The following is a 19,371-nucleotide window of genomic DNA, read 5'->3' as shown; positions in this document are numbered from 1 at the left end:
GGCGGCTACGCGCTCGAAATCCCGGTCACTGCGCAGTCGAAGAATGGGCCGTGCCGCTGTCACGCCCCGGCATCGTCTGGTCGGTGAGATGGTCAAAGCCGGTGACGGCAATGCACTCCGGACGCGACGTGGCGACACCGACCATCGGGAGGCCAAGCCGTCCACTGTGCAGCAGTCGGTGCAGAGCGATGTCGAACTCGGTGCTGAGCGCAAGCATGACGGGCTCGAGATCGATGAAGATGAAGCGACCACGGGCGATGTCCGTTTCGCCCATCGTGAGCGAGGCCAGTACATCGAGCGCGGCATCGCCGTAGAGCGTCTCGTACCGGCTCCTGTAGTGGTCGAACTGGATGTCGTCGGGAAGCAGTACGAGTGGTTCGAGTGCGCGAAGGTCGATGACGGTTTCGAGAATGGACTTGCAACGCACTTCCCACAGTTGGTCGAAGGTGCCCTGAAAGAGCACGCGAGATGCGTCGGCCCACGGTGGAGCGAACGACTCAGTGTCGACCCGGTTCTCCGCTGCAATTCGACGCGCGGCTTCCCCATCGGGGCAGCTCTCTACCAGCATGCGATCTAACTCTCGACGTATTCGTGCAACGGTTCGGTTGGCGGGCGACCACATGCGTCTGCAGGTCGAGCGCGTCCTGGCTTCGATGAGCCCTGGCGGTGCCGCGGATACGGCACACCGGCGCTCAAGCGTTTCGCCGATAAGTACAGCACTCGCCGACGCTCATGCAGCAGCGTTGGTGCACATTTGCGCACTCGCCCGCATAAAAGCCGTATTCGCTCGATTACATTGAGTGCTCTGCGCGCCGCGACCGGTAGTCATGCATCTCTGACGGGACCTCTGAGGACAGTGGGCAGGCTTCGTCCTTGGAAGGAGGATCACTCACATGAGATCAGCATTCTTCTTGACGTACTGCTCGGCTACTGCGCCACTCAGCACGACGAGGTCGCGGGACACATGGGGAGCCGTTCAGAGAAGTGCACCCACGCTTCACTCATCGGCGGTTCCCTGCTGCCACAGAAGTGAAACGTGACCGGGATATATGGTCTATTTCAGATGCGCGAGCAAGTGGTCATCGAGTGCGTCTCGTTGCCGCCTCACATCCTGAACTGCGGCTGGCCTACTGCTCGATGATGCGCTTGAGCGCGGCGAGCGTCGCGGGGATGTCCTCGCGCGCCGCCGCGCTGCGCACCGCCACCTGTTCTGGGGCGTGCTCACCGAAACGCTCGGCGAAGTACGCCTGCCCCTCCGGCGTGAACTCCCATGATTCGCTGAGCAGGGTCCCGTCACCCGACGGCTCCATGCGGTAGGTCCATACGACGCGGCCCGGGCCGACGCTCCAGCCGAACGCGACCCCGGGGTCGGCGACGACGACCTGGCTGCGGGTCTTCCACTCCCGCTCGGACGTGACGTTGAGCCCGGTGAACCAGGCGCCCTGGCGCGGGCCATGATCCTCATCCCACCAGCACTCACGGCACGTCGGCGACCACTCGCCGGTGCGCGTCACGTCAGACACCACGCCGTACACGGTGAGGGGATCCGCTGAGATGCGAATGGAACCGACGAAGTTCAGCGGCGCAGACATGGTCGTCAGTCTAGGAGGGCGTGCGTTCCCCGCGAGGGGTGCACATCGCGAGCCCCCTATTGCGACTCCTCGCTGCTCGTGTGGTGCGGCATGCCCACCGGCTTCGACTCGCTGGACCCGCGCTGACGCAGGTAGATCGAGAACGCCACCATCGCGCCCACAGCCAGGAACTCGGACTGCCAGTTCTGGAGCGTGCGGTTCCAGAACTCCGCCGACACGACGTATGCGCCCCAGCTCTCGGGCGGAAGACCGTGCTGCATGTTCTCATCGTTCGCCACGATGTGCCCGGCCAGCGACTGGGCGAACCAGGAGAGCACGAACACGGCACCCATGGTGAGCAGGAGGGAATTGGAATAGATCCACAGTCGCACACCGTGCGCGCGGGCCCAGCGCGGAGAATCGCGCCGCGCATGACTTCCAACGAGCTGATCCTCATCCGAGCCGAGCCCTTCGTCACCAGGCTTCTTCGATTCCGGCGACCCTTTCTGGATGAACCAGATCGTCGCCAGAATGAAGAGGAAGAACTGCAGGAACTCGGACTGCCAGTTCTCGGCGACGTCCACGAGGAACGCCGAGGTGGTCACGAATTCGAAGTAGCCGATCTCCGGTTGGCCGTGCTGGGTGAGCTCCTCGTTGTTGTAGAGAAACCCCACGACGGACTGCCCGATGAGCGTCAGCAAGAAGATGATCAGGAACACGAGGCTGAGTCGTGTACTCCGCATGAACTCCCGCATCACGCCTCACCGCCCCATCAGCGGCAGTGCGATCATGACGACGAGGCCGACGACCACGATCGTCATCCACGCCCAGAACGGAACCGCCTGGGAGATTCTGTTGTTGCGTTCATGCTGCCGCACAGCGTCCTCGCCTTCTCTCCTCGCCCCCCGCTTCTCTGGTCTGAGCATGACGCACCGACGGGCCGGGCGCAGGGGGATTGACGGGGCCGCGGCAGCAGTGGCACTGGCCGGAACCGCCGCATAGGGAATCGGGTGGGCCGAGCGCAAGCCGTTGATGCACCCCGGCGGGCCTCAGTAGCCTCGTGTTTCAACAGTGCGCAGTCGTGCGCACGGGCGCGAGCGGCCGAGCCCGTGCCCGGCCGGAAAGGGGTCTGACAGATGGCAGTGATCGGCTACCACGCGTCGCACGAGCAGCACTCTCCGAGAGAGCTGCTGGAGACGGTCCGCCTCGCCGAGCAAGCCGGATTCGAAGCGGCGATGTGCTCGGATCATCTCGCGCCTTGGACACGACAGCAGGGCGAATCAGGGTTCGCGTGGAGCTGGTTGGGAGCGGCGATGGCGACGACCGACCTGACCTTCGGCGTCGTGAACGCGCCGGGGCAGCGGTACCATCCGGTGATCGTCGCCCAGGCGATCGCAACCCTCGCCGAGATGTTCCCTGGCCGCTTCTGGGCAGCGCTGGGCAGCGGCGAGGCGCTCAATGAGCATGTCACCGGCGAAGATTGGCCCGTGAAGTCTGCGCGCCAGGACCGGTTGCGGGAGTGCCACGACGTGATCCGACGACTGCTCGACGGAGAACGGGTGAGTGTTCGCGGCGACCTCACCCACGTGCACAACGCCAGGGTGTGGAGTCGCCCGGACGAACGTGTGCCGCTGCTCGGCGCCGCGGCGAGCGCCGAAACGGCGCAGTGGGTGGCAGGTTGGGCGGACGGGCTGATCACGGTGGCGTCGACGCCAGCGGAGACGCAGGGCATCCTCGAACGATTTCGAGCAGGGAACGCTGAGGGGAGTGCCCGGCTGCAGGTGCATGTCAGTCTGGGCGAGACCGCGGAGGAGGCGACGCGCGAAGCCGAGGAGCAGTGGGCGCACAGCACCGTCTCGAGCGAGCTCATGTGGGATCTGGAGGATCCCGAGGACTACGAGGCCGTCGCCCGATTGTCGGACGGGGCGCTCGAAGACGCAGTGGTGATCTCCGATTCGGCGATCGACATGGCCGATCGCATCGCGCAGCTCGCCGCTGGTTTCGATCACGTGTACCTGCATCACGTGGGGCGCGATCAGCTGACGTTTCTGAGGCGATGCGAGACCGAGTTGCTGCCCGAATTGAGGAGGATCCTGTGACGGCACCGAAGTTCGACGTGGACCCGTGGGGCCTCAGCACCGGCGGGATCGACGCGGGGTACCTCGCGCACGAGGAGACGATCTTCGGATTGTCCAACGGTCACGTCGGGTGGCGCGGGAACCTCGACGAGGGCGACCCTCGCGGTGTCGCCGGCAGCTATCTCAACGGCGTCTTCGAAGAGCATCCGATGCCGTATGCAGAAGACGGCTACGGGTACCCGGAGACCGGCCAAAGCGTCATCAACGTGCCGAACGGGCAGATCATCCGGCTCACGGTGAATGGGGAGCCGTTCACCGTGCAACACGGAACGGTCGACGACCACGTGCGACGCCTCGATTTCCGGGAGGGGACGCTGAGCAGGAGTCTGACCTGGACGACGCCGGCGGGCGAAGCTGTCGAGATCCGCTCCACGCGAATGGTCTCGTTCGAACACCGATCCATCGCGGCGGTGCGGTACTCCGTTCGGGCGCTGGAATCGCCCGTCGACATCACGGTGGAATCCGAAGTGCTGGCCAACGAACCGCTCCCGACCGATCATGGCGATCCTCGTGTGAAGGATCTGCTCGCCCAGCCGCTCATCGGCCGCTCCAGTGCGGTCGCCGGTACTTGTGCCACCGTCGTGCACCGCACCAGGGAGAGCGGGTTGACGGTCGCGACCTCCATGGATCACGTGCTCTGCGGCGGACGGACGGCCGGGGGTGTCGGAGCGACCCTGCGCTCTCACGCCGAGGGCGATGTTGCGCGGACGACGATCCGAGCCTCATTGGGTGCGGGAGAGACGCTGGAGTTCGTCAAATTCGTCGGCCACGAATGGTCCGCGAGAGCATCCGACGCCACACTGCAGGAACAGGTGGCTGCAGCCGTCGCGGGCGCCGTGCGCCTGGGCTGGGACGGCCTGCTGGAGAGCCAGAGGCAGCGCCTCGACGAGTTCTGGAGGGGCGCCGACGTTCGCGTCGAAGGCGAGCCACGGCTGCAGCAGGCGGTGCGCTTCGCCCTGTTCCAGATGCACCAAGCCTCAGCGCGGTTGGAGCTGCGCTCGATCCCGGGCAAAGGGCTCACCGGGTCGGGGTACGAGGGGCACACGTTCTGGGACTTCGAAGCGTTCGTGCTTCCGGTGCTCATCTCCACCATGCCCGGCGCTGCCGAGCAGGCGCTCCGCTGGCGGTACGCAACGCTCGACCACGCACGCGAGCGCGCCAAGCTGCTGCATCTGCGGGGAGCGTCGTTCGCCTGGCGCACGATCGATGGGCGTGAGAGCTCGGGGTACTGGCCGGCCAGCACCGCGGCGTTCCACATCAACGCCGACATCGCGGCCGCCGTCGTGCAGTATGTGCGCGCCACGGGCGACATCGACTTCGAACGCGAGTGCGGGGTGGAGATGCTCGCCGAGACCGCGCGGCTCTGGCTCTCGCTCGGCCGTACCGATGGCCAGGGCGCCTTCCACATCGACGGCGTGACCGGCCCGGACGAGTACTCAGCCGTCATGAACGACAACGTCTACACGAACCTGATGGCTCAGGTGAATCTGCGGGGAGCCGTGTCGGCGGCACGGGCGCACCCCGACGTCGCACGCCGCCTCGGCATCGCGGACGACGAGGTCGCCGCCTGGGATGCTGCGGCAGATGCGATGCACATCCCGTTCGATGCCCAGCGCGAGGTGCATCCGCAATCGGCCGGGTACACGGAGCTCGAGCGCTGGGACTTCGAGTCGACGCATCCCGAGCAGTACTCGCTGCACGATCACTTCCCGTATTTCGATCTCTACCGCAAGCAGGTGGTCAAGCAGGCGGACCTCGTACTCGCGCTGTTCTTCGCGCACGAGCACTTCTCGCGCGAGGAGAAGGATCGCGCCTTCGCCTACTACGAGGCGCTCACCGTGCGTGACTCCTCGCTCTCCGCTGCCGCTCAAGCCGTGGTGGCCGCAGAACTCGGTCACCTCGACCTCGCGTACGACTATCTCGCGGAGGTCGCGACCCTCGACCTCGACGACCTCCACGAGAACACGGACCAGGGCCTCCACGTCGCGGCGCTCGCAGGCGTATGGACGGCGCTCGTGTGCGGATTCGGGGGCCTCCGCGACAGCGCTGCAGCGCCGAGCTTGAGCCCGCGGCTGCCTGCGCGCCTCAGCCGTCTCAGTTTCGCGGTGCGCCTCCACGGCTCCGTGATCGAACTGGATATCACCCCGGACGCGACGACGTATCGGCTGCGCGAGGGGCCACCGCTCCGCATCCGGCATTTCGGTGACGAGGCGCAGCTCGAACCGGGTCGCGACGTGCGCCTCCCGACGCCGGATCACTCCACGCCGGGAGACCCACCCGTGTCGCCCAGAGGACGATCACCGCGACCGGCGAGCCGCGCATTCACTGAGCAGTGAGATCCTCTGGGCGGGGTTGCGCTTCGATCCGGCTATCCGAGGTCGGTCTCCGGGAGCACCTGCTGCCCCCCGTCTTCCTCGTCGCGCTCGGATTCCGCCTGCTGGGGAGTGTCGCTCTCCTGAGTGGTCTCGACGTCCTCTTCGGCCTTGTCCGCGCTGTCACGGATCACTTCTGGATTCTGGTCTTCCATCGGATTCCCTTTCTCTCGGTGCGGATCGGTGCGCCTGCCGGCGCGGATCCTGACCGGCTGCATCAGCGGAGTCTGGCCGCCGCCTCGTGCGGCGGCCTCATGAGCCGGTGATGGGGGAGTTTAGGGGGACTCCGGCATTGCTTCAAGGCCGTCGCGAAGACGACCCCGACGCCCCAGGTTAGAAGTGGAGCTTCGATGCCGAGGCCTTTCGATCACCGAGAGGAGATGTGATGACCGCAGGACGAGAACTTCGGGACGCAGCGCAGGCGCCTGGGCCGTGGACGACGGTGTACACCGACGGAACCAGCGATGAGCCCCAGGTCGTAGCAGAGGCCCGCGAGGAGCGGACGCTGCGCGGAGTGGCGACCGCCGGCGCGCCCGACGCAGATGTGGAGGCGATCCGCGAAGTGCTTCGCGACCGCACTGGAGCGGTCGACCCGACGACGCTGTTTCTCCTCGCGCGCGACGGGAGCATCGTGATCCGCGAAGCGTTCGCGGGCCCCCGTCGCGGCCCGGAAATCTTCGCGCACGGGCGCCTTCCCCAGCTCCTCCCGCTCATCAGGCACCGAGGCACGATGCTTCGCTATCTCGTCGTGGAGACCGCTCGCGACGGAGCCGATGTGCGCCTCGAGACCGCCGGGCAGCGCGGCGTCGAATCGGCTGAGAGCGTTGAGGGGCGCACCGATTCCCTTCCGAAGGTGCAGGCAGGCGGATGGTCTCAGCCGCGTTGGCAACGCCACTCGGAGGAGATCTGGAAGCACACCCAGTCAGAAGTGGCGGAGGTCGTCGAGCGATTGACGCGGCAGGCGTCGCCGGCATTCATCGCGCTCTCCGGCGACGTGCGGGCGCGTCAGCTGCTGCGCGATCAGCTGTCACCCGACAGTTCGGCGCTCGTCGTCGAAGTCGACGCGAACACCCGAGCAGACGGCGCGGATGATGCGGCGTTGACGGAGGCGATCGAGACCGCGCTCGATCGCGTCATCGCGGAGGAGACGGCGGGAGCGATCGACGCATCCCACGCCGAAGGCGGGCGCCTCCGAGCGGAAGGCGTGGAAGCGGTCGTCGCCGCGCTGCAGCAGGCTCAGGTCGCGCAGCTCTTCCTCGACGCGCGTCTGATCCCGGGTCCGACCGAGGATTCGGCCGCGACGCTCTGCGTCTTGGATGCGGAGCCGTGGGTCGCCTCCGAGAGCGGTACGTTCGCGGCGGCGCACGAGATCGCGCGAGTGCCTGTCGCCGAAGCGCTCGCGCGGGCCGCGGTGCTCACCGATGCCCAGATTCGGATCATCGAAGACGAACCCGAGGCCGATGACGCGGCCCGGGAAGCCCGCGAGCCGCGCCCGCCGTTCGCGCTGCTGCGCTGGTAGGGCCGCGCCGCGGTGGGACGAGCACGTCGAATACGGAGGGAACGGTAATGGGACAGTCAGAGGAAGAACGCGGCACCGTCGCAGACGCGATCGTCGAGCGCTTGTCGGCCTGGGGAGTCGAGCGACTGTACGGCTACTCGGGCGACGGGAACAACCCGCTCCTCGGATCGCTCGATCGGAGTGACCGTGCGCCGCGGTTCATCCAAGCCCGGCACGAAGAGAGCGCGGCATTCATGGCCGTCGGCGACGCCAAATACTCCGGCGGAGTCGGAGTGGTCACGTCGACGCAGGGCCCCGGGGCGATCCACTTGCTCAACGGGCTCTACGACGCGAAGCTCGACAGCGTTCCCGTCGTCGCCCTGGTCGCGCAGCAGCACCGCAGCGTGCTCGGATCGGATTACCAGCAGGAGGTGGACCTCCAAACCCTCTTCCACGATGTCGCCGCGCCGTTCGTGCAGCTCGTGAGCTCTCCCGAGCAGATCTACCTCGCGATCGACCGCGCTTTCCGATCGGCGCGCGCCCGATCGCAGCCGACCGTGGTGATCCTTCCCCACGACGTGCAGGAGGCCCCCGCCCCCGACCTCGGACAGGAGCACGGCCACCTGGTGACCGCGCCGCTCTCCACGCGAGGAACGCCGCGCCCGCTCGCGGCGGATCTGGATGCCGCCGTGAACGTGCTCGAAGCGGGGGAGCGCATCACGATCCTCGCCGGGCGGGGAGTCGCGAATGCGCAGTCGGAGCTGCTCCGCCTCGCAGATCACCTCGGAGCGGCCGTCACCACGAGTCTGCTCGGGAAGCCGTACGTCGACGAGTCGCACCCGCTCGTGGCCGGAACGATGGGGCACCTCGGCTCCGACGCGTCGGCCTTCGCACTGCAGCACTGCGACACCCTGGTGATCGTCGGCTCGAATGACCCGTGGACGGAGTTCTACCCCGCCCCCGGCGGCGCTCGGGCGGTGCAGATCGACGTCGACGCAGCCGTGCTCGGCAACCGATACCCGGTCGAAGTGGGTCTCGTCGGCGATGCCGGCGAAACCCTCGAGGTGCTGCTTGCTCGAGTGAAGCCGCGCGACCGGACGCCGTGGCGCGACGAGGTCGAAGGCAGCGTGACGCAGTGGCGCGAGACGGTGCGACTGCGCTCCGAGGTGCCGGCTCCTCCCATCAACCCGGAGCTCGCGGTGCGGGATTTCGGGTCGCGCCTCGCGCCGCCGATGCGTCTGGCCTGCGACGTCGGCAGCTGCGTCTACCACTACGCGCGGCAGATCCCGCTCTCGGGTGAGGTGCCGGCGCACCTGTCGAGCACGCTGGCCAGCATGGGCTGCGGCGTACCTTACGGCGTCGCTGCGAAGGAAGCCGATTCCAGTCGGCCTGTCGCCGTACTGGCCGGCGACGGCGCGATGCAGATGCTCGGAAACGCTGAGCTGATCACCGTCGCGCAGCGATGGCAGAGCTGGGAGAACCCGCAGTTCATCGTGCTGGTGCTCAACAACCGAGATCTCGCGGAGGTGAGCTGGGAGCAACGCGAGATGGGGGCGCAGCCGCGCTTCGTTCCGTCCCAGGAGCTGCCCGAGTTCGCCTACGCCGAGTACGCGAAGCTGCTCGGGCTGGAGGGGATCCGAGTGGAAGCCCCCGAGCAGCTCGGATCTGCGCTGGACGAGGCCTTTCAGGCGCAGCGCCCGGTCGTCATCGAAGCGGCAGTGTCCCAGCACGTTCCGCTCCTGCCGCCGTTCCCGGGGGCGGAGGAGAAGCTGTCGTCGGTTCGGGCCGGCCTCGATGCCGAAGGCGCTCGCGGCACCGAGGCGCTTCGTCTCCTCGAAGCGTACGAGCACATCGCCGCAGCCGCTGAGCAGTGAGGCCCGCGCTGGCCACAGCGCACAGCCCGCTTGCGGCAGAGACCCCCGAGAACTCCCCACCAACCACTGATCCAAGTACAGAAGGGATGCGCGTGCATCAGAGCGACACGAACGCAGCCGCCGAGAGCGAACTGCACATCACGAATCCGGCAGACGGCACGAGCGTTGGCAGTATCGCCAAGACCGGGGAGGCTGAGATCCGCGAGACCATTCAGCGTGCGCGGGAGGCGCTTCCCGGATGGCGGGGAACCTCAGCGGGCGAGCGAGGACAGATGCTTCGCGCAGCCGGTCGCGCGCTGGCGGAACGTGAAGCGGAGGTCGCCGAGCTCCACCGCCGAGAGACGGGGAAGGATCTCGAAGGCGCGCTCGGCGGAGTGCGGGCAGCTGTGGACACCCTGCTGCAGTACTCCGAACTGGCACCCGTGCACCGGGGGAAGAGCCTCTTGGGCTCTGGCACGTCGCTCGACATGATGCGCCCAGAGCCCCGCGGGGTCGCGGCGATCGTGACGCCGTGGAACGACCCGGTCGCGGTGAGCGCCGGTCTGCTCGGAGCCGCGCTCGCGATGGGGAACACCGTCGTCCACAAGCCGAGCGAGCGCTGCCCGCACCTGGGAGGGCTGCTGGGTGAGATTCTCGCCGAGCACTTCCCGCACGGCGTGCTCTCGACCGTCACCGGCGGCGCCCGAGAGGGCGAGGTGCTCGTCGGCTCTGCCGAGGTGGACCTCGTCGCCCACGTGGGGTCCACGCATGCCGGTGAGCGGATCGCGCGGAGCGTCGCGCTCACCGGAGCCCACCTGGTGCGCGAGAACGGCGGAAACGACGCCTTGATCGTCGATTCCGGCGTTCCCGTGCGCTGGGCTGCCGAGCAGGCGGCGATCGGGGCGTTCACGAACGCCGGCCAGATCTGCACCTCTGTCGAACGCATCTTCGTCCATCGCGACATCGCGACCGAATTCATCGATGCGCTCGCCGCCGAGGCGCAGCGGTGGGACGCCGAAGAGCGTGTTCCTCCGCTCGTCGACGATCGGATGCGGGACGAGGTGCATGAGCAGGTGCGCTCGGCGATGGATCGCGGGGCGCGAGCGCGCGTCGGAGGTGTGGTGCCGGAGGGGCCGGGGAGTCGGTATCCCGCCACGGTGCTCGAAGCGTGCACACCCGATATGGCCGTGATGCGGGAGGAGACGTTCGGGCCCGTCGCTCCGGTCATGGTCGTCGATGATTTCGCGGAGGCGCTCGAGCGTGCCGCAGCAGACGAGTACGGTCTCTCGGCGTCGGTGCTGACGCCGAGCCTGAGGCACGCGCACGCCGCGATCGATCGCTTGGCGGTGGGTACCGTGAAGATCAACAATGTTTTCGGCGGCGCTCCCGGAGGGGCCGCTCAGCCTCGCGGCCGCAGCGGTGCCGGGTTCGGGTACGGGCCGGAATTGCTGGACGAGATGTCGACGGTGAAGGTCGTGCATCTCGAACCAGTGCCAGAGTAGCCGGGTGCTGGCAGTCGCTCGAAGAAGGGCCTCACGCACAGGTGGGGCGCGGAACTCGCGTTCCGCGCCCCACCTGCGTATTCCCGAGAATCAGTTCTTGAAGGCGTCCTTCGCCTTTTCGGCGGCCTGCTTCATATCGGCCTTCGCCTGATCGGCGCGCCCTTCAGCTTCGAGCTTCTCGTTGCCCGTCGCCTTGCCTGCGGCTTCCTTCGCCTTGCCGCCGAGGTCTTCAGCTGCATTCTTGATCTTGTCGTCGAGTCCCATGATGATCCCCTTTCGTCGGTTGGTTCGAGCCGGAGCCCGCTTGCGATGGCACCACCGCGTTCCAACACTCACTTTGTAACACAGTTTCTTTCTCATTTGCTGAGTGGCGTCGATCCCGTGAGCCGGCGCCTGCTGCTGAGAAGCCTGGCAAGAATGCTCATAGATCAGATCTATGCTGATTGGAGCAGGTGTGATGGGAGGAACCGTGATGGACAGTAGTGACGCATCGTTGACCGAGAGCGCTCCAGGGGAAACGGGCTACCGGCCTACGGGTCGCCGGGAGACGAAGCCGCCCGCAGCGACTCGGGTGCATCTCGACCCGGGCGCACGCGTGCCGAGTGCGACCTCTGCGACGAAGGACGGACCAGAGCACACCACCGTGCCGTTCGCCTACGACGCGATCCTGCTCTCGGGGTTTGGCGGACCGGAGGGTCAGGACGACGTGCTGCCGTTTCTGCGCAACGTCACACGCGGCCGCGGAATCCCGGATGAGCGTCTGGAAGAGGTGGCGCACCACTACCGGCACTTCGGCGGCGTGAGCCCGATCAACGATCACAACCGGGAGTTGCTCACGGAGTTGCGTTCGGCATTGAGCGCCGCGGGTATCGACCTGCCCGTGTACTGGGGCAACCGCAACTGGGCGCCGTATCTCGATGAGGCGCTCGCGGCAGCGGCCGCGGACGGGGTGCGCACGATGCTGGCGATTCCGACGAGCGCGTACTCCTCGTACTCGTCGTGCCGTCAGTACCGGGAGGACTGGGCGGATGCGCTCGAGAGTGCTGGCCTGCAGGAGACGCTCCGCATCGACAAGGTGCGGCAGTTCTTCTCCCATCCGGGCTTTCTGCAGCCGTTCGTCGAGGGGGTGCGTGCCGGCGTCGAGCAGGCGCTCGCCGCAGGGAACCGCGGGGATCAGGTCGAGATCATGTTCGCGACGCACAGCATTCCGACCGCTGACGCCGAGCTGTCCGGCGCCGGTCTCTTCCCTGACTCTGATGGCGGAGGGTACGCCGCGCAGCACCTGGCCGCAGCCGCCGAGATCATCGCTCAGGCCGCCCCGGAGTTCTCGTGGCAGTTGGTGTATCAGTCCCGTTCCGGCCCGCCGTCGCAGCCGTGGCTCGAGCCCGACATCAACGACGCGATCACTGCACTCGAGGGCCGCACGGCTGTGGTCATCGTTCCGCTCGGGTTCGTCAGCGATCACATGGAGGTGATGTGGGATCTCGACGAGGAGGCGACGGAGACGGCGACCGAGCGCGGGCTCTGGGTGACGCGCGTGCCCACTCCGGGGGTGCACGCCGCGTTCGTCGAAGCCCTCGTCGATCTGGTGCAGGAGCGCATCGAGGGGCGGCCGGTCGAGGAGCGTGCGAACGCCACCTCGATCGGTCCGTGGTTCGACGTCTGCCGCCCCGGGTGCTGCGAGAACCCGCGGCTCGGCTTCAAACCGGCGATCGCAGGGTTGCAGCCCTAAGCGAGGTGATCTGAGCCGCCGTTGCGCTCGCGTGTTCGCGGGATGCAGCGGCGGCTCGACGCTCGCGGGAGAGCGTGGCCCCTCGCGAAAATTGGATTTGGTTTAAGAAAGAATTAAAGTCAACTTCTTACCTTTCGCGGCGCGCCGCGTGACCGAACTGTGATCTCCTGGCACGCTACCGGTGGAGTCGGTGACGGCGACTTTGATCCGCGTACCCCTCGAACGGGTGAGCGGCGAACGATCAATGGCGCACCGGCACAGCCTCAGTGAGCCGTGCGCCCGAGGGGAGACCAGCGTTGCAGTACCCGATGAGCCCGAGCGAACTCGCCGATGAACTCGGCCACACCCCAGGGGTGCATCCCGGGCATCGCGTGCGCAAGTTTCTGCGCCTCCGCTACCCCGATCATCCGAGCCACCAGCCCTGGGTGCTCGATGAGCAGATGGCTGATGCCGTGCGGGCGCACTTCGAAGTGCGCAGTCACTTCGACCGCCGGGCGGGTCGGCGACCGCGGCTCCTCGATCGGTAGCTCGGGCCAGACGCTCCGGGTCCGGGCGGTTACGCGACGTCGTTCAGTGCGGCGGTGAGTTCGCCGAGCACGCGAATCGTGGTATCCACGTCCTTCTGCGGAATGCCGTTCGCGGCGGCGATCAGTGCGGCATGATGCTCTTCGAACGCGGCATCGACTTCATTGATCGCGACCCCGGTCGGCTTCAAGAACCGCGCGCGCCGGTCGGTCGGGTGCGGATCGCGCGTGACCAGCGACTTCTTCACGAGGCGGTCGATGACGTTGGTCACATTCGCGCTCGACGTCTTGAGCATGGTGATCAGATCCTTCGGGCTGATCGGCTGCCCGCTGCGGTCTGCCTGCACGATGTATCGCAGCGCGCGCAGGTCCTGACTGTGCAACCCCGACTGATCGAGCGACCGGGCCTCCTGGCGCTGCTGGGCGCCTCGCAACTGCTGCATCGCGGTGATGAGCGCGCGCGCGGAGTCCGTGATGGGCTCCGTGGAGTACAGATGCTCCTCTTCGCTGCTGATGATGCTCTTCACGACACTTCCTTCACGCGCGTATTCTTGGTCCCTTGACCATTTTAAGTCAGGTTTTAGTACAGAATACGACTATTCCAGTGCCTACGAGCTTCCGGTCGCCTGCGACAGCGGCTTTCCGACTGGTCAGCGAGCGGATCGAACTTTGAACCAGAATGTGAGCTCGCGCGCCGCGCGAGCGGTGATCACGTCATCTGCGCCCTGCTCGAGGTCCGTGAACGTATCGCGGAACCCCGTGGGAACGGGTGTCTCGGTCGTGCGCATGCGCTGATACCCCATGGTCCAACTGGAGAACTGCCGCTCCGAGATGCGCTCGTCGATGAGAATGCGCACGTCCGTGTGGCGCGGGTCGGCCTCAATATCGGCCATGAGTTCCGCGACGTGCTCCTCGGAGCCTTCGAGGAACTGGATGAAGCTGCCACCGCGGTACGAGAGCATGCCGGTCACACCCAGTGCCTCGTTGCGCGCACGCGCCTGCAGCAGCAGGGCGTCGAGTTCGGCATCGCTGAAGGGGGCGACGGCGACGCTCGAATAGACGAGCGACTTGAGCGTCTCGGTGCGCGTCTCGGTGGATGCGATGTTGGTCTGCATATCAGGCGACTCCTGTCTGTTCGAGAGCGGCGAGCGATGCGTCGCTCAGCGCGGCCATCGCGCTGTCGAGCTCCGAGTACTGCCCGACCGGACGAGAGAACTGGTTGCAGACCACGTACATGCCGGATTCCTCGATATCGATGAAGCCGAGGAACTCGCCGTCCCTGCTCCCGACGAAGAAATCGTCTTCGATTCTCGCCCACGTGATCGCTCCCGCGAGGCTGCTCGTACTGACGTTCATTGCGTACCTTTCAAAAATGCCATCGACACAAAGTCGCACAGAACGCGATGGGCCACAGCGAGGGGGCGACGCGAGTCGCCCGCAGCAATCTTATCGCGCGCGTACCACGGCCGACAGGATGGGTCGCGCCATGCCCCCGTGTCGGCCGCGATGTGGGAGGCCTGGCGCTTGTCACGCGGGCCTGAGCGCGATACCGTCGCACGCGAGCAAGAACGTACTGCCACGGCGACCAAGTGACCTCGGGCCGCGGTGCGATGACGATCTCGGGGGGAAACGACGAACACGAACGCGCCGCGAGTCCCAGCGCCTCGCGCGTCGACGAGCGCCCCGGCCGAGCGCCGCTTCAGCACCGTGCGGCGCCTGGCCTGGTGGGCCGCTGACTATGTCTACGCGGTGCGCCGGCAGGCTCGCGCGCTCTGGGATCGCTCGGGTCCGCGCGATTTCCTGAACGGCTCGGAATCGCCGGTCGTCGTGATTCCCGGCGTGTACGAGCCCTGGCGGTTCATGCTGCCGCTGATCCGACGGCTGCATCGCGACGGGCACCCCGTGCACGTGCTCGACCCGTTGCGCAACAACCGTGTTCCCGTCGCCGAGGGGGCGCGAATCGTGGACGAGTATCTCGCCGCGGCCGGGCTGGCCGACGTCGTGCTCCTGGCGCACAGCAAGGGCGGGCTCATCGGCAAGCACGTGATGGCGTTCGGGCGGCACGCCGACCGGGTGTGGTCCATGGTGGCCGTCGCCGCTCCGTTCGGCGGATCCCGATACGCGCGATACCTGCTCGGGCGCACCCTGCGTGCGTTCTCCCCGGTCGACCCGACCATCGTGCTCCTCGCCGAGGCTCCTGAGGTGAATGCGCGCATCGTCTCGGTCTACGCCCGGTTCGACCCCCACATTCCCGAGGGCAGTGAACTCGCGGGAGCGCGCAACGTGCCGATCGACACGGGAGGGCACTTTCGCGTCCTCGACAATGTCAAGACCATCGCGGTCGTGCGGGAATTCGCGGATCATGGGGTGGAGCGCGAGACGGGTACCGTCTCGGCCGATGATGCGGGGGAGCGGATGAAGAGCAGCGCAGATCGTTCAGGGGGCGAAGAGGGCCTCAGTGCCCCGACCGGGCAGGAAGAAGTGCTTCGTGCGATCCCTCGCCCCGATGGGGAGATGCCGCGAGTGCTCGTGCTCGGAGCGACCGGGTATCTCGGCGGGCGGCTCATGCCGCGTCTGCTGAATGCGGGATATCGCGTGCGCACGCTCTCTCGCTCGGAAGAGCGCATCCGCGCCTATCCGTGGTCGGAGGAGACGGAGATCGAGGTCGGCGACGCGGGCGATGCCGAGGCGATGGCCAGGGCGGTGCGCGACGTCGACATCATCGTGTACCTGGTGCACTCGATGTCGAGTGGGGCGGAGTTCGCCGAGAAGGATCGCGAGATCGCCGAGAATGTCGCCGCACGGGCGCGCGAGGCCGGGGTGTCGCGCATCGTCTACCTCGGGGGCCTGCACCCCGAGGGGGTGCGGCTCTCTCCCCATCTTGCGTCTCGCACAGAGGTGGGAGAGATTCTGCTCGCCTCGGGAGTGCCGACGCTCGAACTGCAAGCCGGGGTCGTGATCGGATCGGGATCCGCATCGTTCGAGATGGTGCGCCATCTCACGGAGGTGCTCCCGTACATGCCGGCCCCGAAATGGGTGCGCAACTTCATCCAGCCGATCGCGGTGCGGGATGTGCTGCACTACCTGCTCGCCGCGGCACGGGTGGAGCACGACGTCAATCGAGCGCTCGACATCGGTGGGCCAGACGTGCTCAGGTACGGGCAGATGATGAACGGGTATGCCGTCGAGGCGGGTCTGCCGCAGCGAGGAATCGCATCCCTGCCGGTGCTGACCCCCCGGCTCGCCTCGCACTGGGTGGGGTTGGTGACGCCGGTGCCGACGTCGATCGCCCGGCCGCTCGTCGAGTCGTTGCAGCATCGCTGCGTCATGCAGAACCACGACGTCGATGCGATCCTGCCGCAACCGGAGCACGGCCTGACTCCCTATCGCGAAGCCGTGCGGCTCGCGCTCGGCCGGATCGAAGTCGACGGGGTCGAGACGAGCTGGGTCGACGCTCGCGTCGCTGCACCGAGCGAGTCCTTGCCGAGCGACCCCGAGTGGGCGGGGCGCACCGTCTTCACCGATCAGCGCGAGCGCGAGTCGACGGCGTCCCCCGATGCGGTGTGGTCGGTGATCACGCAGATCGGCGGTGAGACCGGCTGGTACTCGTCACCGCGGCTCTGGGCGCTGCGCGGCTGGTACGACCGCATCACCGGGGGTGTGGGGCTGCAGCGCGGGCGGCGCTCGCGCACCCGGCTGGTCGTCGGCGACGCCGTCGATGTGTGGCGCGTCGAGTCGATCGAGCCCGGCCGTCTGCTGCGACTCCGTGCAGAGATGCGGGTTCCCGGGCTGGCGTGGCTCGAACTGTCCGTCGAGCCGACGGGCCGCGGTTCCGTGTATCGGCAACGCGCGGTGTTCTTCCCGCGCGGACTCGCGGGCCGGCTGTACTGGCTCGCAATGCTGCCCTTCCACGGATTGATCTTCAGCGGCATGGTGGCGCGCATCGTCGGTCTGGCGGAGGAGGAGCGCAGTCGTGGCGCTGATAGCTGAGACGACCTTTTGATTCAGCGATTAGACTGCATATAACTTGTGTAATATGCTGAGTATCGAAATGGAGTGGCGCCTGCTGGAGGGGTGACGATGCCGCAGAACATCATCTTGAACGAATCGGAGCACCTGTACGCGCCCGAGCCCGCCTCGGAAGCCGGACGGGCGCTCTCGGCCGCGCTGCTGCGGATGCGCCGGGCGGAGCAGCGCCAAGAAGCCAGAGCGCTCGGGCTCTCGGGTCTCTCCGATCTCGACCTGCGTGCGCTCCGATACCTCGTGCAGGCGACGAGGGACGAGCGAAACCTCGGGCCGAAAGACCTCATCGGCATGCTCGGCACGTCGAGCGCGAACGTGACCAACGTGGTCGATCGACTCGTGAAGCGGCACCTCGTCGCGCGGGTCGAGCACCCCAGCGATCGTCGTGCCCACTACCTGCGGCCCACCGCAACGGCGATCTCCAACGTCGAGGCGATCTTCATGCGTCACCACGCCGCGCTCGTCTCCGAGATCGAGGAGATCGACGACGCGGATGCCGGCACGGCGGCGCGGGTGCTCGAACGATTGACCCGAGCGCTCGACGAACTCGACTGACCTCTCAACCCTTCCATCACCGTGGTCTCGCATTCGCCTTCCATCGATGCGGAAACCGAAGGAGCAGCGCATGCACATCCCACCCGAGTCGAACGGCGCCGGAGCCTTCTGGCGAGGATGGCTCGCTCGCTTCCAGGCGAAGAGCGCTGAACCCAGGCGGCTCACCGTCGACGATGTCCACGTCGTCGATCGCCCCATGCTCAAGCGCGCGATCGCCGGGACGGTCGTCGGCAACCTCATGGAGTGGTACGACATCGGGATCTACGGGTACCTCGCGGTCATCATCGGTCGCGTGTTCCTCCCCGACGCCTCGGGAGGGGCGCAGGCGCTCTTCTCCCTCGGCGTCTTCGCCGTCACCTTCGTCGCCCGCCCGCTCGGCGGCGTCGTGCTCGGCCAGCTCGGCGACCGAATGGGTCGGCAGAAGGTGCTGGCGTTCACGCTCATCATGATGGCGGCCGCGACCTTCCTCATCGGCGTCCTGCCCGATTACTCGGTCATCGGCGTCTTCGCCCCCATCCTCCTCATCGTGCTGAAGCTCGCGCAGGGATTCTCGACCGGCGGCGAATACGCCGGGGCCACGACCTTCATCACCGAGTACGCACCCGATCGGACGCGCGGCTTCTACGCCTCGCTGCTCGACATGGGTTCGTACCTGGGGTTCGCGATCGGCGCCGCGTTCGTCTCCATCCTGCAGCTGACCGTCTCGGCAGAGGCCATGGAAGGCTTCGCCTGGCGCATCCCGTTCCTCGTGGCGCTGCCGCTCGGCCTGATCGCGATCTACTTCCGCCTCAAGATCGAAGACACGCCAGCGTTCAAGGAGGCGCGCGACGCGGCGGAGCGCGCCACGGAATCCGCCGAGGCATCGCCGGAAGCCCCGAAGAGCGTGCTCGCGCTGGTCCGCGCGTACTGGCGCGAGCTGCTCACCGCGTTCGTGCTCGTCGCCGCCGCGAACACCGTCGGGTACGCGCTCACGTCGTACATGCCGACCTACCTCACCCAGACCCTCGGCTACGACGAAGTGCACGGCAATCTCCTGACGCTGCCCGTGCTCGTGGGAATGGCCCTGTGCATCCCGCTCACCGGCAGGCTCTCCGACCGGATCGGTCGGCGCAAGGTGCTCTTTATCGGCTCGAGCACCGCGATCGTCCTCGCCGTTCCGGCCTTCCTCTTCATGATGCACGGCGAGACGTGGTCGACGCTTCTCGGGCTCGCCCTGCTCGCAGTGCCCGTGACCTTCTACGTCGCCAATCTTGCGTCTTCGCTGCCCGCGCTCTTCCCGACCTCATCGCGATACGGCGGAATGGGTATCTCGTACAACCTCTCCGTCGCACTCTTCGCGGGGACCGCGCCGGTGATCATGGAATCGCTCGTGCAGCTCAGCGGGTCGGCGCTCGCACCGGCGTTCTACGTGATCGGCACCTCGATCGCGGGCTTCGTCGCCGTCGCTCTGCTGAAGGAATCCGCACGGCGCCCGCTTCCCGGCGCCATGCCCAGCGTCGGCACCGATGCAGAAGCGGCTGCACTCGTGGAAGGACAGGACACGAACCCGGATCTCGACCTCGACGAGTTGTTCCCGGAGCGAACCTCGGACCAGGCGTAGCGA

The 19,371-nt window shown here is 67.0% G+C and carries 18 protein-coding genes; 10 read left to right on the top strand and 8 right to left on the bottom strand.

Translation table 11 applies throughout. The features are described 5' to 3' along the window. Positions 1–25 precede the first annotated feature (25 nt). From WFH23_RS05455 to WFH23_RS05445, 3 genes are all read right to left on the bottom strand, one after another. Positions 26–568 (bottom strand): hypothetical protein, encoded by a 543-nt coding sequence (locus tag WFH23_RS05455; RefSeq protein ID WP_336661830.1) that lies wholly within the window; start codon positions 566–568, stop codon positions 26–28. 559 nt (positions 569–1,127) lie between these two features. Then, positions 1,128–1,592: an SRPBCC family protein gene (locus WFH23_RS05450; RefSeq protein ID WP_336661829.1), complete on the bottom strand. Its 465-nt coding sequence runs from the start codon at positions 1,590–1,592 to the stop codon at positions 1,128–1,130. A 56-nt stretch (positions 1,593–1,648) separates the two neighbouring features. Next, positions 1,649–2,314 (bottom strand): DUF6766 family protein, encoded by a 666-nt coding sequence (locus WFH23_RS05445; protein WP_428833661.1) that lies wholly within the window; start codon positions 2,312–2,314, stop codon positions 1,649–1,651. 393 nt (positions 2,315–2,707) lie between these two features. Between WFH23_RS05445 and WFH23_RS05440 the strand changes: the two genes are divergently transcribed. Together WFH23_RS05440 and WFH23_RS05435 are read left to right on the top strand one after the other, a co-directional pair. Beyond that, positions 2,708–3,670 (top strand): TIGR03885 family FMN-dependent LLM class oxidoreductase, encoded by a 963-nt coding sequence (locus tag WFH23_RS05440; RefSeq protein ID WP_336661827.1) that lies wholly within the window; start codon positions 2,708–2,710, stop codon positions 3,668–3,670. Then, positions 3,667–6,045 carry a glycoside hydrolase family 65 protein gene (locus tag WFH23_RS05435; protein WP_336661826.1) on the top strand — a complete coding sequence of 793 codons (2,379 nt, stop codon included), beginning with the start codon at positions 3,667–3,669 and terminating at the stop codon, positions 6,043–6,045. Before WFH23_RS05440 ends, WFH23_RS05435 begins: the two co-directional genes overlap by 4 nt. Positions 6,046–6,077: 32 nt before the next feature. On the opposite strand, the gene WFH23_RS05430 is transcribed toward WFH23_RS05435, so the two are convergent. Then, entirely contained in the window at positions 6,078–6,236 is a 159-nt protein-coding gene (locus WFH23_RS05430) for a hypothetical protein (protein WP_336661825.1), read from the bottom strand. A gap of 230 nt (positions 6,237–6,466) precedes the next feature. Here WFH23_RS05430 and WFH23_RS05425 point away from each other — a divergent pair, with 230 nt between their 5' ends. The 3 genes from WFH23_RS05425 to WFH23_RS05415 all read left to right on the top strand — a co-directional run bounded on the left by WFH23_RS05425 (position 6,467) and on the right by WFH23_RS05415 (position 10,934). Further along, positions 6,467–7,600, top strand: a complete 1,134-nt coding sequence (locus tag WFH23_RS05425) for a baeRF2 domain-containing protein (RefSeq protein ID WP_336661824.1) — start codon at positions 6,467–6,469, stop codon at positions 7,598–7,600. A gap of 47 nt (positions 7,601–7,647) precedes the next feature. Further along, the gene (locus tag WFH23_RS05420; RefSeq protein WP_336661823.1) at positions 7,648–9,453 is read left to right on the top strand and encodes a thiamine pyrophosphate-requiring protein; all 1,806 of its coding nucleotides are present in this window, start codon (positions 7,648–7,650) and stop codon (positions 9,451–9,453) included. Positions 9,454–9,539: 86 nt separating this feature from the next. After that, positions 9,540–10,934, top strand: a complete 1,395-nt coding sequence (locus WFH23_RS05415) for an aldehyde dehydrogenase family protein (RefSeq protein WP_442918699.1) — start codon at positions 9,540–9,542, stop codon at positions 10,932–10,934. 90 nt (positions 10,935–11,024) lie between these two features. Here WFH23_RS05415 and WFH23_RS05410 read toward each other — a convergent pair whose 3' ends face one another. Beyond that, positions 11,025–11,198, bottom strand: a complete 174-nt coding sequence (locus tag WFH23_RS05410) for a CsbD family protein (RefSeq protein ID WP_200332220.1) — start codon at positions 11,196–11,198, stop codon at positions 11,025–11,027. Between the two features lie 208 nt (positions 11,199–11,406). Between WFH23_RS05410 and WFH23_RS05405 the strand changes: the two genes are divergently transcribed. Both WFH23_RS05405 and WFH23_RS05400 read left to right on the top strand, forming a co-directional pair. Beyond that, positions 11,407–12,666: a ferrochelatase gene (locus WFH23_RS05405; RefSeq protein WP_336661821.1), complete on the top strand. Its 1,260-nt coding sequence runs from the start codon at positions 11,407–11,409 to the stop codon at positions 12,664–12,666. Positions 12,667–12,962: 296 nt separating this feature from the next. After that, on the top strand, positions 12,963–13,193 hold the full coding sequence (locus tag WFH23_RS05400; RefSeq protein WP_336661820.1) for a hypothetical protein: 231 nt from the start codon (positions 12,963–12,965) through the stop codon (positions 13,191–13,193). Positions 13,194–13,222: 29 nt separating this feature from the next. Here WFH23_RS05400 and WFH23_RS05395 read toward each other — a convergent pair whose 3' ends face one another. From WFH23_RS05395 to WFH23_RS05385, 3 genes are all read right to left on the bottom strand, one after another. Further along, positions 13,223–13,717 carry a MarR family transcriptional regulator gene (locus WFH23_RS05395; RefSeq protein WP_090152316.1) on the bottom strand — a complete coding sequence of 165 codons (495 nt, stop codon included), beginning with the start codon at positions 13,715–13,717 and terminating at the stop codon, positions 13,223–13,225. A gap of 123 nt (positions 13,718–13,840) precedes the next feature. Continuing rightward, positions 13,841–14,305, bottom strand: coding sequence for a BLUF domain-containing protein (locus WFH23_RS05390; RefSeq protein ID WP_200332222.1), 465 nt, complete (start codon positions 14,303–14,305; stop codon positions 13,841–13,843). A gap of 1 nt (position 14,306) precedes the next feature. Continuing rightward, positions 14,307–14,546, bottom strand: coding sequence for a hypothetical protein (locus WFH23_RS05385; protein WP_090152312.1), 240 nt, complete (start codon positions 14,544–14,546; stop codon positions 14,307–14,309). 1,059 nt (positions 14,547–15,605) lie between these two features. On the opposite strand from WFH23_RS05385, the gene WFH23_RS05380 reads away from it, so the two are divergent. From WFH23_RS05380 to WFH23_RS05370, 3 genes are all read left to right on the top strand, one after another. Beyond that, complete coding sequence (locus tag WFH23_RS05380; protein ID WP_336661928.1) at positions 15,606–17,180, top strand: SDR family oxidoreductase; 1,575 nt, start codon at positions 15,606–15,608, stop codon at positions 17,178–17,180. Between the two features lie 90 nt (positions 17,181–17,270). After that, positions 17,271–17,768 carry a MarR family winged helix-turn-helix transcriptional regulator gene (locus WFH23_RS05375; protein ID WP_211649207.1) on the top strand — a complete coding sequence of 166 codons (498 nt, stop codon included), beginning with the start codon at positions 17,271–17,273 and terminating at the stop codon, positions 17,766–17,768. Between the two features lie 70 nt (positions 17,769–17,838). Further along, positions 17,839–19,368 (top strand): MFS transporter, encoded by a 1,530-nt coding sequence (locus WFH23_RS05370; protein WP_090152308.1) that lies wholly within the window; start codon positions 17,839–17,841, stop codon positions 19,366–19,368. Positions 19,369–19,371: the final 3 nt, after the last annotated feature.

The sequence above is a fragment of the Leucobacter sp. USHLN154 genome, from assembly GCF_037145595.1.
In the GTDB taxonomy this organism is placed as follows: domain Bacteria; phylum Actinomycetota; class Actinomycetes; order Actinomycetales; family Microbacteriaceae; genus Leucobacter; species Leucobacter alluvii.
This window is presented reverse-complemented; position numbering and strand designations above follow the sequence as displayed.